We start from the raw sequence: 14,413 nt of genomic DNA, 5'->3' as shown, positions 1-14,413 counted from the left end.
CCCGGTGAAACGGGGAATTCAGACAAATTCAGGGCGATAGGGGGAATTCAGACCAACTTAGTTGGATAGATTGACCTCGATGGCGTTGTAACCGCCAGTGTAGTAGATGGTTGCGCTCTGCTTCTGTTGGATATCGTCGAAGTTCTTGCGCACACCGTTCAGGGTGATGATCGTGTTGCTGTCGATGTGGTAACCCACTGTCGTCCCGATGTATATATCCTTGGTGGTCCGGTTGATGCCGTCGATCTTGCCCGATACCTTACTGGCCACAAAAGCCCTCATGATCCGGTTTTGCTCATCGGTAAATGCTTGAATGCGATCGCCGATGCTGATAGCGGATAGTCCGTAAGAGGTTGTTCCTCCCTTATCGACCTTGAAAGGGCTTGCCTTTTCTAACGTGCGGCTGGAACCGTCATACTGGCGGATGACCAGTTTATCGCGACCTGTATCGACGCCGGTGACCTCGCCGGCAACCGGTGTCTGTACAGCGATCTGGTAAGGTTCATCGCCCCAGTAGGAAACGACAGCCCACTGGCGGATAGTGACATCAGACAAACTCGGCTTGATGATGTTGGGCACTATCAGTTTCAAAGTGCTGTTCACCGTGTAAGAACGTTCGTTGTTGTCGATATCTTTTATGTAGATGCGCTCCGAGGTTTTGTCGATGATCTCGCCGGTCAGCTGCGTGTGTACTTGGATCCGGTTGATTTTGTCGCCTGAAACCCGCACCTTCACTCGATCATCAACGTCGATATCATCCAGATCCTCACCGGAGCGCCGGAAAATCTGGCATTCTGCGTTCGTTTCAACGGTGTATATCTTTTCCGTCCCGGCTGCGTCGCGGAGGGTGATGAGGTGACGATCGGCGTCAACACGGGTGACGACGCCCTCGATGGTGTTTTTGGACTTGATATAGGTGATTTTGTTATCTGCATTCAATTCAAACTCGATCGATGTGTCAATGCCCAGGTTGCTGATTGTCGGTTTGGTGTTCCCTTCGATATCCAAGATGACGGGATCGTTGATCTCATAGGATTGAAGGCGATCTCGCGCATCCTTGACGATCAGCAAGCGGCGGTTCGCGTCGATGGAGGCGATCTTCCCTGTCAATCCCTTCGTGTTGCCTGCGCGGACGATGACCAGTTTTTTGACGGTGCCGTTCTCCAATTGCAAAGTCACAGTATCCTGCAGATAAAGGTTTTCAATGGCCGCTGATGTGCCGTCTGAGAACTGAAGGGCCGTTGTTTCCGGCAGTTCGAAGGCATACAGCTGACCGTCGTCGCCCTTGATCGTCACCAACCGGCTGTCTCTGCTGATCAGGCTGACGGTTCCTTTGACGGTCACTGTGCTCTTCGGTTTTTGCAGTATGATTTTGTTGACCACATAGCTGCCGTCAACTTCGACACTGACCAGGTCGCCCTTTGCCAGATCCTCCAGGGAGGCGAAGCGTTTCCCGTTGTATTCAACGGTGGTGTTATCGGCCAGGTAGTAAGAGGAATAATGATTGGCGCCGTCGGAGAGAATAAGCAGTTTTGCCGTAAGGTTTATGTCAACGATCGTTCCGTACAAACCCTGTTGTCCGACACTTTCCAGAAGGATTTCAGCGATTTTCCCTTCGTTGTTGAGCCGGAGTTGGGCTTTGCTGCCGGGGCCAACGTGACTTGTTGAGAGCATTTGCCCCGCTAGATCGATGACGCTGACGCTGGTGGCAAGGGAATAGGTGAAGGGTTTGCCGGCGTCATCTTTCAGGGTGAGCAGTCCCTGCTCTGGGAGGGAGGCGATCACCTCGCCGCGCAGCACATTTGCCTTTTGACCGCTGCCTTGGACCACCTCAAGGTACACAACCTTGTCTCCATCTTGGATGTAACGGATCTTGTCCTGGGGGTTGAGGTCACTGAGGGCGACTGCTCTCTCGGTGCCAAAGATCCGGGCGTTGGCGTCGAGGGTCAATGAACTGAGGCGGTTTTCTTCATCCAGCACCGAAAGGATGGCGTCGCGTCCGCTGATAAAGGTGGCTTCATCGATCCCCGGAGGCAACCGATCCATTTTCCGCTCTGCTCGGTCGAGGAAGATCGCCATCTCCCCGCGGGTCACGATGCTGTTGGGATCAAAGCATCCATTTTCTCGCCCACGGATAAGCCCAAGGTCGGTGGCGACGGCGATATGGCCGCGGAGGGAGGCGGGGATCAAGGTCGCGTCGGCGAAGGTGAGGGGGGCGTTCATACGGCTTTGGGCCTCTTGTTCTTTGTTGAGCAGTCGCACCAGGAGACGGGCGACCCAGGCCCGTGTGGCCCCCTGATGCCATGGGAAGTATTCATTGGCGTCGAGCAGATTCTGATTGACGGCGGTGACAAGATAGCCTTTTCCCCAGGCCGGCACGTTGCCGCCGAATTTCTTCTCCATGTCCGGCGTCAGTCGGGAAGCTGCGGCAGTTGCCGTCGCCTCCATCCCAAAAAAGCGTTGGACCATGACGAGCGCTTCTAACTGTTTCACAGGATCGGAAGGCCCGAAGTTGCCGTCGCCTCTTCCCTTGATGGTGCCCTGGGCGGAAAGCTTCATGATCGGTCGGTACTCGGGCATGACGGTGCTCACATCTCCGAACTGCCTTACGGCAGCCAGCCCGGCAGTTGGTGACAGCACGATGGAGAGGGCCACGCAAGCACTGATAAGTCGTCTTCGCAAAGAATACCCTCCTTTGGTTGCTTTTGCTTCCTGATTTTTCGACATCTCAAGAAGAAAATCCTGTGTCCGATGGCAGAGGCCTTATTAAATGCAATATATGGACGATGATGTGGCGAAAAAAGTTTCCCTGCTTCCAAGGGAGCGCCTCTATATTGTCTGTAGGAGAGCAAAAAAAGACGGTCCGAAGGGGGATCGGTCCGTCTGGCTTCCATGCAGGCAAGGGCCTGGCTTGAGCCAGTACCGTAGCTGATGCGCTTTGACATCGCTGCCTTCCATGCAGGCAAGGGCCTGGCTCATTCCCGGTGCAGTTGTTTCTGATGATGATGGTATAGCCGGTGCAGTTCGAGCGGGTGGATCAAGGCAAGTTCGATCAGGCGATTCCCCGTGGCTTCCCAAGATACCTGAAACAGGTTCTTCACGCGTCCGATCTTGGCTACTGTGAGCGGTCTTCTCACTGCGCCGATAACGGTGGCTGCAGGCATTAGGAATTCTTTCGTAAATTCATCGGCTTCTCGGTCAAGGATTTTTTCTTCATGGGCCGTCAGCCGATTCGTGTTATAGTCGGTGAAATGGCCGAGCAGGATGTGGCCGAGTTCGTGTGCCATGGTCCAGTGCAAACGGCCACGGGGCAGTGACGGGTTGAGAATGACCGTGTAGCTGCCACTATGGGAGTGGTAGAAGGTGATGCCATCGTCGACGCGCTTGTCCCAGAAAAGCCGTGCTTGTTGAGACAAGGCATGGCAGGTGGGGTCAAAGCCCAGTGGGAGGGCCGAAGAACCTCGAAAGTGGCGGGCGATCATTCGGGAGCGGTTGCAACGAGGCCGAAGCGGGATCAGTGGGGGAGCGACGGCTTGGGGAAGCTGAGCCTTTCTTTCGGCGTAGCTTTGTATACTATCGAAAAAAAACGACGGCTTTGCTTGCCGAACAAGCAGGTAAGCACCGGGTGGCTGGCAAGGGTGACTGCCCTTGCGGCGGAGTTTTCGAAGATGGCGCAGCCGGTGAATCAGTGCTTCTCTAGGGAGTGAAGGTAATTTTTCAATCGTGATTCCCCTCCGTGCGGACATAGGTGTCGATCAATTCCAGGATCACCCGTTTTTTTTCTGGCGTAAGCTTCTCGTTGGCGCGGCGCAATACCTTGATGCCTTCGGGCCAGCTTTTCTCCAATGCTTCGAGGGAAGAAGAGATGCTAGCGGTACTGCGACCCAACAGAAAGTCGCTTGTCGTTTCCAGGATGCTGGCCAGTTTATCGATGGACTCAGGGGCGATGGTTGGCGTATAGCCGCGCTCCCAATTGGAGATCACTTGAGGCGATACGTTGAGCAGTTTCGCAAGTTGTGGCTGTGTAAGGCCGCGTTGTTTGCGCAGATGTTTGATCCGATTGCCAATGGAATCCACAGCAAGTCACCTCTTCAATATTTTACTGGAGAGGTACACACGGCAACAGGATTGTAACGAATATTGAGAGATGGTGATGAAAAATGCTTGAAAATAACGAAAAACGTTATTATACTAAGGATAAGAAATTCTTGTAACGAATGATCTTCTATTACAGTGAATTTTGTCAATGGAAATAATTTACAACAGCAAAAGGGACTGCGGAGGTATGGCAGGTTGTAAAACCAGGGTGAGGAGGGGAGAAGATGGCGGTAACGCTCTCGCTTTTTCAACGCTACACCATTGCCCGACAGCTTATGAAACGCTTGGCAGAACGGTATGGCCATGACGACAACCGTGTGCTTTGTCAATCCGTCAAAGTGGACAAGCTTGTCGTTGCCCTTTATCGAAGTAAGATCACAAAAAAGGTGATCCTATATGAGAAGAACAGCAAAACAGGGGCGGAATTGCCCCAAAAAGCTGTGCCGAATCAGCAGCGGGCAAAGCGATGGAAGCGACAAATCCGCTGCAAGCAGGCTTGTGAAGAGAAACAGACACTGCTTGTGCATTGCCAATAAGAGACGAAAGCCCGGAGCGCCGCTCTGTTCGAGAGGTGCCCCGGGCTTTCATCTTCAGGAAAACAAAAAATGGTGATGCCACAGGCGGGTAATAGAAAGGCCGCAGTGTGACCGCGGCCTTTGATGGGATATCCCCTATGCCTGTTTTACAGCCAAGCTGTCTGATGGTGTCTTGCCGAAGAAGCCGAAGCGGTCGGCCATCTTGCCGTACCAAGCGGCCGCCTGGACCTGCAGGATGAAGGCGAGGGTGACGACGAGGGCGGCCTGGGGGCCGAAGGCGGTGATGGCGAGGCCGAGGGCGATGGAGAGGTTGCGCATCACTGTCCCGTAGATCAGGGCGACGCCGTCGGCGCGGTTGAGGAAGAGGCGGGCGATGACGGTGCTCAAGGTGAAGTTGATCAGGTAGAAGACCGCTAAGGCGAGCAAGATGCCGCCGAGCAGGTCGGGGCGGGCGAGCACCATTTTCGATTTCATGGAGATGGAGGCGAAGATGATGGCCAGCATGGCCCAGAAGCTGACCGCCGGCAGGTAGGGTTTGATCACCTTCTGGAAGTGTTCCTGGCTGTACTTCTTTTTTAACTGGAGGAATGTCACATGCCCCAGCACCAGGGGCAGGAAGACGATGACAGCGATAGTGGTGAAGGTCTTCATCAGGTCGATGGGCACGTATTTGCCGACCATGATGAGGAGGTAAAAGGGCGCCAGGATAGACCCGATGATCAGGCTGAGGGCGGTCATTTTGATGGCGGCCGGCACGTTGCCCTTGAACATCATCGTCCAGGAGATGGTCATGCCGCTCGTCGGCAGCAGGCCGGCGATGGCTAGGCCGGCCATCATGGACGGATCGCCTGAGAGGAAGGTCGTACCCAGACCCCAGGCTAAAAGCGGGATGAGCAGGAAGTTGATGATCAGGGAGATGCCGACGACCTTGGCATGGCTGAAGTCGAAGGCCTCTTTCAGTTTGACGCCGATCATGGTCGGGTAGATCATCAAAAAAGTGCAGATGAGAATAAAGTTGCCGAGGCTGCTCGTGTCTACAAACAGACCGGCCGTGAACCCAAGCGCCAATGTGATCGGTATGCTGAGCACCGGGTTCTTGGAAGGCCAAAACAGCGCCGTTTTGCCCATGAGAATCCTCCTTACCCCTGTATGGTATCCAGATACTATGATTATAGGCAGAACGATTTTCGCGCGCACCGTATAGACGACAACTTTATTTTTTTGATCGGCGAAAGAGGGCGCCCTTTACAGCCGCTGATTGTTGATATCCGGTCAAAAGAGGGATCGCAAAGGTGAAGATGGGCATAGAATATAATATCCAAAAATTGCCAACAAGAGGAGGAAGCGCAACATGATCTTGCGGCCAGTATGCTATCGCACCGTCTCTCCCCATTGCGGGAAACCGGCTCAGATGCGGCTGAATTGCGGGAGGGTGCTCCGTGGCAGGATCCAACGGGTCACGCCCAACGGTGTCTGGTTTTATTCCAGCAACCCCGGCCTTTTCTTCTATCCCTTTTTTGCTATCTCCGTCTTGGCATTGACCCTTCCCTTCTGGGCAGGTTTCGGGTACGGTTACGGCAGGGGCTATCGCTAATAAGGTAAAAAGAGCCGGAGCGGCCTTCAGGGCTCGCCGGCTCTTTTTACGTTCATGGGAGGAGCATGGTGTGTTCACGGGAGATCATGTCAGCAGATCATCGTCGCTTGACCGGTGCAGTTCCCTTTGCAAGGCAAAGTCGCCCCAGGACTGTATCTCGCTGCCGCTCTCCCGGGTGATTTGCCCTTCCTCATCGGAGGACAATGACCTGAATCGGTCGACTGACCACGCCGCTGCGCGGCTTTGCCGGTTCTGCCCTTCCTCATCGGGGGACAAGGCCTGGCTCGCGCCTTCCCGGCCCGGCTGAACGAACCGGAGAGGATGGGAAGGCGACGGAAAGCCTTCCGTCACATCACGATCTGTCATGGGCTCCACTCCTTTGCAGGAGCTAGTATGGGCAAAATCAGGACTTTATTTGTGGTCGAGCAGACCCTCTTTTAATTGGTCAGGCGTCTTGCCCTGTTCGGCGGCGAGGTCCTTCAATTTCTTGTTCGGATCGCTTTCCGGGGGCAGGCCCAGACGGCGGATCACCTCCGGCGTCGGCAGCGAGAGGGTTTCGCCGATCTGCTCCAGCGTCATCCAGCCTTTGATCTCTTCCGTCGAAGTGACCGTTCCGACCGGGGGCAGCGACTGTTTCGTCACCCACAGGTTGCTGGCCATGGCGCCGCCGATGACGCCCCAGAAGAGGGCCAGTACAAGCAGTCCGTAATGAAGCGGTTTGATGCGCATCGCCTTTTTCCTCCTTAATTGTGAAAACATCTCTCCAAGACCGTTGCCGGAGAAATTCACCGGGACAGGGATGGGGGAATCGATGTTGCGGGTCGGGACTTTCCTGCTTCCAGCACAAGGGCATCCGGTTTCGGGCATGATTCCATGCATTGCAGGCACTTGATGCATCGCCCGTCAGGGATGGTTCCGCAGTGCTGCACATCGATGCCCATCGGGCAGTTTAGGGTGCACACACCGCAGCCGATGCAGGCGTGGGGTTGGCGCTTGAGCTTGAAGATGCTCAAGGGGCTCACCAGGCTGTAGACGGCTGAGAGGGGGCAGAGATAGCGGCACCAGAAACGTTCTATGGGGAGGGAGAAGGCGACAAAGAGCGCCAGGACGACGATGGATGTGGTCGTTTCAAAGTCGAAGTGGAAGAGCACCTTGAAGGGGTCATAAGGTTCAAACCAGAGCTTGTTGTCGGCGATGGTCATGTAGAGGATGAGGGCGAGAAAGAGGTAGCGAAGGGCGCGCAGCGGACGGTCGACGCTGGGCGGGACGGTGAAGGTTTTGCCGAAGAGCTTTTTGCCGAGACCGCCCAGCCATTCCTGGATGGCGCCGAGAGGGCAGATCCAGCCGCAAAAACCGGCGCCGGTGACGAGAAGGAGGAGCATCCCCGCCGCGAGGAGCACCAGGTTGGCCATGTTCGTTTTGGCGAGAAACTTGCCCGTCGTGGCATAGGACCACAGGGTTTCGATGCCGCCGAAGATGCAAAAGGTGTCTAACGGCGCCGCCCCCTGCGGTCCTCCGCCGACGATCTGGTGGCGCAGGCCGATATAGGATGTGAGTCCCACGAAGAAGAGCAGCGAGAGCCAGCGGACCAGGGTTACCCGGCGCGACGGGTGCAGGATCGATTTTCGGGTCATAGGGCATGCCTCCTTTGTATTGCCTTTGCCGATCTATACACGCAAAAAGCGTGCCAACAGGAGTAGAATGAGAAAACCCGCCATCGTGGCGGGTGAAAAGGCTGAGCTTTCGCGAATGACGGTGTCAGTGGGGGAACTTTTTGCCGCCGAAGGAGAAAAAAATGCCGCTGCCGCTGTCAGTCCGTCTGGATGCGGTACTCCTTCAACTTGTTGCGGAGGGTGCGCACGCTGATACCTAACTGCTGGGCCGTTTTCTGGCGGTTGTTGCCGTTGGCGGCCAGGACACGGAGGATCGTGTCCCGCTCCTGCTGTTTCAGGATCCCGTCGTCGGTCGAATCGGCCAGCGCCTTCACCCCTTGATCAGCTCTCGCCTTTTCCCGGTGGGCGAGTCCCAGGTGGCGCGGCTCAATGGGCCCTCCGGCGCAGAGGATCAGCGCCCGTTCAATGGCGTTGGCCAGCTCGCGCACATTGCCCGGCCAGGGATGTTCCTGCAGGGCGGCCAGAGCCGCCTCGGTCAGCTGGGGCAGGTCGCGACCGTTTTTGCCGGCGAAGCGGGTGAGAAAGTGGGTGGCCAGCGGCAGGATGTCGGCGGGACGCCGGCAGAGGGGCGGGATTTCGATGGGAAAGACGGCTAGGCGGTAGTACAGATCAGACCGGAACTGGCGCTCCTGCACGGCGGCCTTGAGGTCGCGGTTGGTCGCTGCGATGATCCGGCAGTCGGCGGCGATGGAACGGGTCCCGCCGATGCGTTCAAAACGCTTCTCTTGGAGCACGCGCAGCAGTTTCGCTTGCACCGTCGCTTCCAGCTCACCGATCTCATCGAGGAATAGGGTGCCGCCGGTGGCCTGTTCAAAGCGGCCGATCTTCATCGTATGGGCGCCGGTGAAGGCGCCTCGTTCATGGCCGAAGAGTTCACTCTCGATCAACGACGTCGGCAGGGCGGCGCAATTGACCGCCACAAAGGGGCCGGCCGAGCGTTTGCTGAGGCGATGGATGACGCCGGCGAAAACCTCCTTGCCTACGCCGCTCTCGCCGAGGAGCAGGACCGTCGTGTCTGTCTCGGCGACGAGGCGCGCCTGTTCCAGGACGGCGCAGGTGGCGGGGTCGCAGGCGATCAGGTCATTTACGGCTAATTCGGGGTTTGGCCTGCGCAGGGCTTCAACGCCGCCGGCAGGCGTCGACAGGCGGCCGCTTTCCCGTTGGGCGGAGACTTTCCCGGAAGGGGATGCAGCCGGCGCGGTAGGTGGACCAAGCGGCGTCATGGCGATGCCAACCGGGTCGGTGTCACTCCGGACAGCGTCACGGTCGGCATCGTTGTGCCCAGCGGCAGCGTTCAGGGCGCTCTGTGCCAAAACGCGGCTCACAGCCGCCCTTAGATGGCCGGGGCTGGGCAGGGGTTTGACCAGGAAATCGGCGGCGCCGAGTTTCATGGCTTCCACCGCCGTAGGAATGGAGCCGTGCGCCGTCAAAATGATGACAGGCAGGCGAGGCCACTCCCGGCGGATGTGGCTTAACAGGTCCATGCCGGGGAGGCGGGGCATCTGCAGATCGATGAGGGCCAATGCATAGGGCGCCTTGCTTCGCTCGGCCGCGACGATCTTTTCTAATGCCGACTGCCCGTCTTCCACCGCATCGACCCGGTGTCCGGCGCGCTCCAGCGCAGCCGAGAGAAAGAGGCGCATAGCTTCCTCATCATCGGCGACAAGCAGTCTGAGTGGCCTTTCCATCACAGCTCCCCCTTTTCCGGCAGGTTGACGATGAAGCGGGCGCCGCCCCCCGGGGCGCCTTCGGCGCGGATCGTCCCGCCGTGACGGTTGGCGATATCGCGGCAGATCGCCAGCCCCAAACCGCTGCCTTTTTCGCGAGTCGTGAAAAAGGGCTCAAAGAGGCGGTGTTCCGCTCCGGGGGGCAGACCGATCCCTTCGTCCTCTACGATGATCGACAGGCCTTCTTCTGTGGGGCTGGAAAGGGCGCGCAGGTGAATATCCCCGCCTGACGGCATCGCCGCCAGGGCGTTTTGGATCAGGTTGAGCAAGAGGCGGTGCATCTGCTCCCGGTCGGCCCGGACGATCAATCCCGGCGGTTCGATCTGCGTCACAATGGCGGCATCTTGTCTGGCGAGTTCCGGTTCCAGCAAAGCGGTGATTTCCTGAACCAGGTTGGCCAGCGGCCATTCCGTGATCGTCGGTTGGGGCAGGCGGCTGTAGGCGAGCAGGTCGCCGACAAAACGTTCGAGACGTTCCGATTCCCTGACGGCTGTTTCGCAGTAGCGCCGTGACTGCCCATCGGGGTCTCGTTCCTCTATGGTTTCCTGAATCAGTTGCAAGAGCCCCTTGATGGCGCCGAGGGGATTGCGCACCTCGTGGGCGACCCAGGTGGCGACCTGGCCGAGGGAGGCCATCCGGGCCTGTTCGCGGGCTTGTGCCTCCAGGGTGAAGTAGCGGCGCAGGGTTTGCACCAGATAGGCCGTCACAGTCAGTGTTCCCAACAGGACCAGGCCGATGAGAAAGAGCTGCCACAAGGCGGCGCGACTCACGTCGCCGGCGGCGCTTTCCCGGAGTTGGACCCGGAGCACCTTGAACCGGGGCTGGTAATCGCCGGCCATGCGCGGGCCTTCCCCGTCAAAGCCTCCCAGATGCAGGGGGAGAAAGGCCTCAAAAAGGGGCGAAGCCGGTGGGGTATGGTTGGGCGATTCCGGTATACCAGAGGCCGCGCCGGTGGAGGAAGCAGACGGCGTGTGCCCTTTTAGGTAGCGGAAAGACATTTGCTGTTCTGCCAAAACCTGCCGGACGAGAAACAAGGAGGCGACGTCCTCTTTCCCCAAACGCGCCGGATCACGATGGGCGATGATCATGCCGTTGCGGTCAAAGACGGTCAGGTCGAAGAGGTCGGGATCGTCAGGCCAAGCGGCGATGAGCGATTGCAGTTCCTCAGGGGTGCGGCTCGGGCTCTTGCGCGCCAGTGCCTCTATCGTCTGGGCGATGCCGGCGGCTTTGTTTTGCAACAGCACCCTTTTGACCTCCATGGAACGCTGGTAATTGTAATAGGAAGCAGCCAGCAGAATCGCGGCAGTCGCCGCCAGCAAGGACAGGAGCAGGCGCACCGGCAGCGGCAGAGAAGCGGTCATGGCGTTCCTCCTTCGCAGCGGGGTGATCAAAGAGTGATAGAGACACCTGATGTGTCCCCTGTGGTCGACATGAAGGAACTGGATAAACAGGCCGAAAAAACGGCCAAAGGTGCGAAAGCATCGAAATAAGCGCCGAGACGGGATACCTGTAGCATAGGCCGGACGTGGCGGCGCCACCCTATTGGCGATAACAAATGCCGTGGCGGCCCGAAGACGCCGCAGCGTGCGGAAAAAGACGAGGCAGGAAGCGCGTTCTTCCTGCCTTTCCCTTTACCGTCCCCGGCGCTTCGCTTTGGCCTTCAAAGGAGGGCGCAAAAAACGAGGCAGGCGGCTTCACTTCTTTTTCTTCAACAGCGAACGGACAAAGAGAAAGAGAGAGGTGGACAGGAAAAAGCCGGCGGCGTAGAGACCGAGCGGCACCTCCTGGGGACCGCCCCCTTGGACCATGCGGCCGACGATGTAGGAGACGGCGGTGCCGAAGGCGATGGCCACCAGTTTGACGGCAGGCGATTTGAGCAGCTCCTCGTTCGGGTTGTCGGGCCCGTACTTCTTGACCGTCGTCGTCGCCGGAGCGGTCGCTGTCGCGGCGGTCTCTTTTTGCGATGATGCTTTGCTGTTCGGTTTGTTTTTGCTCACAAACATCCTCCCTTAGTGGAAGCCGATCAGGATAACGGGATCAGAGTCTGCTATCCGGCGCGGTTTTTCCTATCCTATTCCACTTCTCATTCTGCAAATCCTGCAAGACACGAGCGCCCAGGCGACCCTTCGATACGAAGATGTCAGAAAATCGGTTGATCACCGACAGGATAAGGTTGGGCGCGGAAGGCTTGCGTCTGATATAATAAATCGTTAGGTTGATAGGGGCCTGCTTTTTTGGAAACTGGAGGTTGGTCGCAATATGGAACAACGGTTGTTTCAACTGAAGAGTGAATTCGTCCCGAAAGGGGACCAGCCCCAGGCCATCGCCCGCTTGGTCGAAGGCATCGAAAAAGGCATGAGATACCAGACGCTGCTGGGGGCGACGGGGACGGGCAAGACCTTCACCATGGCCTCGGTCATCGAAAAGGTGCAGCGCCCCACCCTGGTGCTGGCCCATAACAAGACCCTGGCTGCCCAACTCTGTGCCGAGTTCAAGGAATTCTTCCCGGACAACGCCGTCGAGTACTTCGTCAGCTACTACGATTACTATCAGCCGGAGGCTTACGTGCCGCAATCGGACACGTATATTGAAAAGGATGCCTCGATCAACGACGAGATCGATAAATTGCGCCACGCCGCCACAGCCGCCTTGATCGAGCGGCGCGACGTGATCATCGTCGCCTCCGTCTCCTGCATCTACGGCCTCGGTTCGCCGGAGGAGTACCTCGATCAGATGATCTCCCTGCGCAAGGGTCAGATCTATGATCGCGACGCCGTCCTGCGCCGTCTCGTCGACATCCAGTACAGCCGCAACAACATCAACTTCACCCGCGGGACCTTCCGGGTGCGCGGCGACGTCGTCGAGGTCTTCCCCGCCTCCTACTCGGACCGGGCCGTGCGCCTCGAGTTTTTCGGCGACGAGTTGGAGCGCATCAGCGAGATCGACACCCTCACCGGCGAGGTCTACGGCGAGCGCTATCATATCTCCATCTTTCCGAACACCCACTATGTGACCAACTGGGACAAACTGGAGTTGTCCATCGCCAACATCGAAGCGGAGCTGGAGGAGCGGCTCGCCTGGTTCAAGGAGCAGGGCAAGCTCGTAGAGGCGCAGCGGCTGGCCCAAAGAACCCGCTACGATATCGAGATGCTGCGGGAGATGGGTTTTTGCACCGGCATCGAGAACTACTCGCGCCACCTCACCTTCCGCCCGCCCGGCGAGCCGCCCTATACGCTCATGCACTTCTTTCCAAAAGATTTCCTGCTCATGGTCGACGAGTCCCATGTGACCATCCCGCAAGTCGGCGCCATGTACCAGGGGGACCGTTCGCGCAAGATGACCTTGATCGAACATGGCTTCCGCCTGCCCTCGGCGGCCGACAACCGGCCCCTTAAGTTCCACGAGTTCGAGCAGATGCTCAACCAGGTCGTCTTCGTGTCGGCCACGCCGGCCGATTACGAGTTGCAGCGGAGCGAGCAGGTGGTGGAGCAGATCATCCGTCCCACAGGCCTCATCGACCCGGTCATCGACGTGCGTCCCGTGAAGGGGCAAATCGACGACCTCCTCGGCGAGATCCGCGAGCGCATCAAGAAAGACCAGCGCGTCCTGGTGACGACGCTGACGAAGAAGATGGCCGAGGACCTGACTGCCTATCTGCGCAATGTGGGCGTCCGCGTCCGCTGGATGCACTCCGATGTGGACGCTATTGAGCGCATGCAGATCATCCGGGACCTGCGCCTAGGCGAGTTCGACGTCCTCGTCGGCATCAACCTGCTGCGGGAGGGCCTTGACCTGCCCGAGGTGGGCCTTGTGGCCATCCTCGACGCCGACAAAGAGGGCTTCCTCCGCTCCGATCGCTCCCTCATCCAGACCATCGGCCGGGCGGCCCGCAATGTGGAGGGCACGGTGATCATGTACGGCGATAGGCTCACCCGGTCGATGCAGAAAGCCATCGATGAGACGAATCGCCGCCGCGCCATCCAGATCGCCTACAATGAGCAACAGGGCATCACACCCCAGACCGTCAAAAAGGCGGTCCGCAACGTTATCGAGATGACCATCTCCGGCGGCGACCGCAAGGAGGCCGCCGGCGCCGCTACAACGGGCGGCGGCGTGCTCGCTCGGGCGGCGGCTTTCCTGAAAAAGCGGACAGGGAAAAAAGGCGCCGAAAGCGCCGTCGATGCTTGGACAACGCAAGCGGCGGCGCCTGGCGAGGGCGCTTACGGCACAGGCTATGCGGGAGATGACGGCGCAAGGGTCCTCCGCGAAGGTGGCCATGGCGGCGGCGCAGGAACTTATGAGGTCTCTTCTGACCGATCAGCCGATCGAGTGGCCGAGGGTCTGCCGCCAGAGGAGGGCTTTGAGGCCGCTGCGCCGGAAAGGGTGGCTTCATCGGAGGCGATGGCGCCGGAACAATTGGCTGCATTGATCGCCGACCTGGAAGGGGAGATGCGGCAGGCGGCCAAGGAGCTGGACTTTGAACGAGCCGCCCTCCTGCGGGACGTGATCATTGAACTGAAGGGGGCTGCGCCGGCGAAGAGCAAGACAGGAGGCGGCATGGCTTCAGGAGCGGCGACGGGAGCGGCGAAGGCCGCACGGGGCGGACGCAAGCCCAGCGCCAACGACGGCAACGGCACCGCTCGGGCAAAAGGGCGTGGCCGAGGAAAAAGCCAAGCGCCGCAGGATCCGGGATTGGACTTTTTCCCTCCTTCAGCCGGGCCTTCCCGCCCGCGGGGGCGGAAAAAGGGATAATCGCAGGGCTATCATAAGGCTATGCTGCTGCAG

Annotated in this window: 13 protein-coding genes; 3 read left to right on the top strand and 10 right to left on the bottom strand. The window is 58.4% G+C overall.

The window, feature by feature from the left end:
* Positions 1-57: 57 nt before the first annotated feature.
* The 3 genes from HM1_RS03150 to HM1_RS14375 all read right to left on the bottom strand — a co-directional run bounded on the left by HM1_RS03150 (position 58) and on the right by HM1_RS14375 (position 4,077).
* Positions 58-2,682, bottom strand: a complete 2,625-nt coding sequence (locus tag HM1_RS03150) for an S-layer homology domain-containing protein (RefSeq protein WP_187147801.1) — start codon at positions 2,680-2,682, stop codon at positions 58-60.
* A gap of 293 nt (positions 2,683-2,975) precedes the next feature.
* Positions 2,976-3,482, bottom strand: coding sequence for an ImmA/IrrE family metallo-endopeptidase (locus HM1_RS15015; RefSeq protein ID WP_012281832.1), 507 nt, complete (start codon positions 3,480-3,482; stop codon positions 2,976-2,978).
* Between the two features lie 235 nt (positions 3,483-3,717).
* Positions 3,718-4,077, bottom strand: a complete 360-nt coding sequence (locus HM1_RS14375) for a helix-turn-helix domain-containing protein (protein WP_012281830.1) — start codon at positions 4,075-4,077, stop codon at positions 3,718-3,720.
* 245 nt (positions 4,078-4,322) lie between these two features.
* Between HM1_RS14375 and HM1_RS03130 the strand changes: the two genes are divergently transcribed.
* Complete coding sequence (locus HM1_RS03130) at positions 4,323-4,634, top strand: hypothetical protein (RefSeq protein WP_012281829.1); 312 nt, start codon at positions 4,323-4,325, stop codon at positions 4,632-4,634.
* Positions 4,635-4,769: 135 nt separating this feature from the next.
* On the opposite strand, the gene HM1_RS03125 is transcribed toward HM1_RS03130, so the two are convergent.
* A complete protein-coding gene (locus HM1_RS03125) occupies positions 4,770-5,762 on the bottom strand; it encodes an arsenic resistance protein (RefSeq protein ID WP_012281828.1) in 993 nt (330 codons plus the stop codon).
* Between the two features lie 223 nt (positions 5,763-5,985).
* Here HM1_RS03125 and HM1_RS03120 point away from each other — a divergent pair, with 223 nt between their 5' ends.
* Positions 5,986-6,228, top strand: a complete 243-nt coding sequence (locus HM1_RS03120; RefSeq protein WP_012281826.1) for a hypothetical protein — start codon at positions 5,986-5,988, stop codon at positions 6,226-6,228.
* 84 nt (positions 6,229-6,312) lie between these two features.
* Here HM1_RS03120 and HM1_RS03115 read toward each other — a convergent pair whose 3' ends face one another.
* From HM1_RS03115 to HM1_RS03090, 6 genes are all read right to left on the bottom strand, one after another.
* The gene (locus HM1_RS03115) at positions 6,313-6,594 is read right to left on the bottom strand and encodes a hypothetical protein (RefSeq protein WP_012281825.1); all 282 of its coding nucleotides are present in this window, start codon (positions 6,592-6,594) and stop codon (positions 6,313-6,315) included.
* Between the two features lie 45 nt (positions 6,595-6,639).
* Positions 6,640-6,957, bottom strand: coding sequence for a hypothetical protein (locus HM1_RS03110; RefSeq protein ID WP_012281824.1), 318 nt, complete (start codon positions 6,955-6,957; stop codon positions 6,640-6,642).
* 56 nt (positions 6,958-7,013) lie between these two features.
* Complete coding sequence (locus tag HM1_RS03105; protein ID WP_012281823.1) at positions 7,014-7,862, bottom strand: 4Fe-4S binding protein; 849 nt, start codon at positions 7,860-7,862, stop codon at positions 7,014-7,016.
* Positions 7,863-8,038: 176 nt separating this feature from the next.
* On the bottom strand, positions 8,039-9,589 hold the full coding sequence (locus tag HM1_RS03100) for a sigma-54-dependent transcriptional regulator (protein ID WP_012281822.1): 1,551 nt from the start codon (positions 9,587-9,589) through the stop codon (positions 8,039-8,041).
* On the bottom strand, positions 9,589-10,989 hold the full coding sequence (locus HM1_RS03095) for a sensor histidine kinase (RefSeq protein ID WP_012281821.1): 1,401 nt from the start codon (positions 10,987-10,989) through the stop codon (positions 9,589-9,591). The genes HM1_RS03100 and HM1_RS03095 overlap by 1 nt, the downstream gene beginning before the upstream one ends.
* A gap of 333 nt (positions 10,990-11,322) precedes the next feature.
* On the bottom strand, positions 11,323-11,625 hold the full coding sequence (locus tag HM1_RS03090; RefSeq protein ID WP_012281820.1) for a hypothetical protein: 303 nt from the start codon (positions 11,623-11,625) through the stop codon (positions 11,323-11,325).
* Between the two features lie 262 nt (positions 11,626-11,887).
* On the opposite strand from HM1_RS03090, the gene uvrB reads away from it, so the two are divergent.
* Positions 11,888-14,380 (top strand): excinuclease ABC subunit UvrB, encoded by a 2,493-nt coding sequence (gene uvrB / locus HM1_RS03085; RefSeq protein ID WP_012281818.1) that lies wholly within the window; start codon positions 11,888-11,890, stop codon positions 14,378-14,380.
* The last annotated feature ends 33 nt before the right edge of the window (positions 14,381-14,413 follow it).

It is taken from the genome of Heliomicrobium modesticaldum Ice1 (genome assembly GCF_000019165.1).
GTDB lineage: Bacteria > Bacillota > Desulfitobacteriia > Heliobacteriales > Heliobacteriaceae > Heliomicrobium > Heliomicrobium modesticaldum.
The sequence above is the reverse complement of the archived record's forward strand: the minus strand, read 5'-3'. Positions and strand labels throughout refer to the sequence as shown.

What these genes read in the sequence shown, in the direction of transcription:
- HM1_RS03120 (WP_012281826.1), top strand. Translation starts at nt 5,986, where the DNA reads ATGATCTTGCGGCCAGTATGCTATCGCACCGTCTCTCCCCATTGCGGG.
- HM1_RS03115 (WP_012281825.1), bottom strand. Translation starts at nt 6,594, where the DNA reads ATGACAGATCGTGATGTGACGGAAGGCTTTCCGTCGCCTTCCCATCCT.
- HM1_RS03100 (WP_012281822.1), bottom strand. Translation starts at nt 9,589, where the DNA reads ATGGAAAGGCCACTCAGACTGCTTGTCGCCGATGATGAGGAAGCTATG.
- HM1_RS03125 (WP_012281828.1), bottom strand. Translation starts at nt 5,762, where the DNA reads ATGGGCAAAACGGCGCTGTTTTGGCCTTCCAAGAACCCGGTGCTCAGC.
- uvrB (WP_012281818.1), top strand. Translation starts at nt 11,888, where the DNA reads ATGGAACAACGGTTGTTTCAACTGAAGAGTGAATTCGTCCCGAAAGGG.
- HM1_RS03095 (WP_012281821.1), bottom strand. Translation starts at nt 10,989, where the DNA reads ATGACCGCTTCTCTGCCGCTGCCGGTGCGCCTGCTCCTGTCCTTGCTG.
- HM1_RS03130 (WP_012281829.1), top strand. Translation starts at nt 4,323, where the DNA reads ATGGCGGTAACGCTCTCGCTTTTTCAACGCTACACCATTGCCCGACAG.
- HM1_RS03110 (WP_012281824.1), bottom strand. Translation starts at nt 6,957, where the DNA reads ATGCGCATCAAACCGCTTCATTACGGACTGCTTGTACTGGCCCTCTTC.
- HM1_RS15015 (WP_012281832.1), bottom strand. Translation starts at nt 3,482, where the DNA reads ATGATCGCCCGCCACTTTCGAGGTTCTTCGGCCCTCCCACTGGGCTTT.
- HM1_RS03105 (WP_012281823.1), bottom strand. Translation starts at nt 7,862, where the DNA reads ATGACCCGAAAATCGATCCTGCACCCGTCGCGCCGGGTAACCCTGGTC.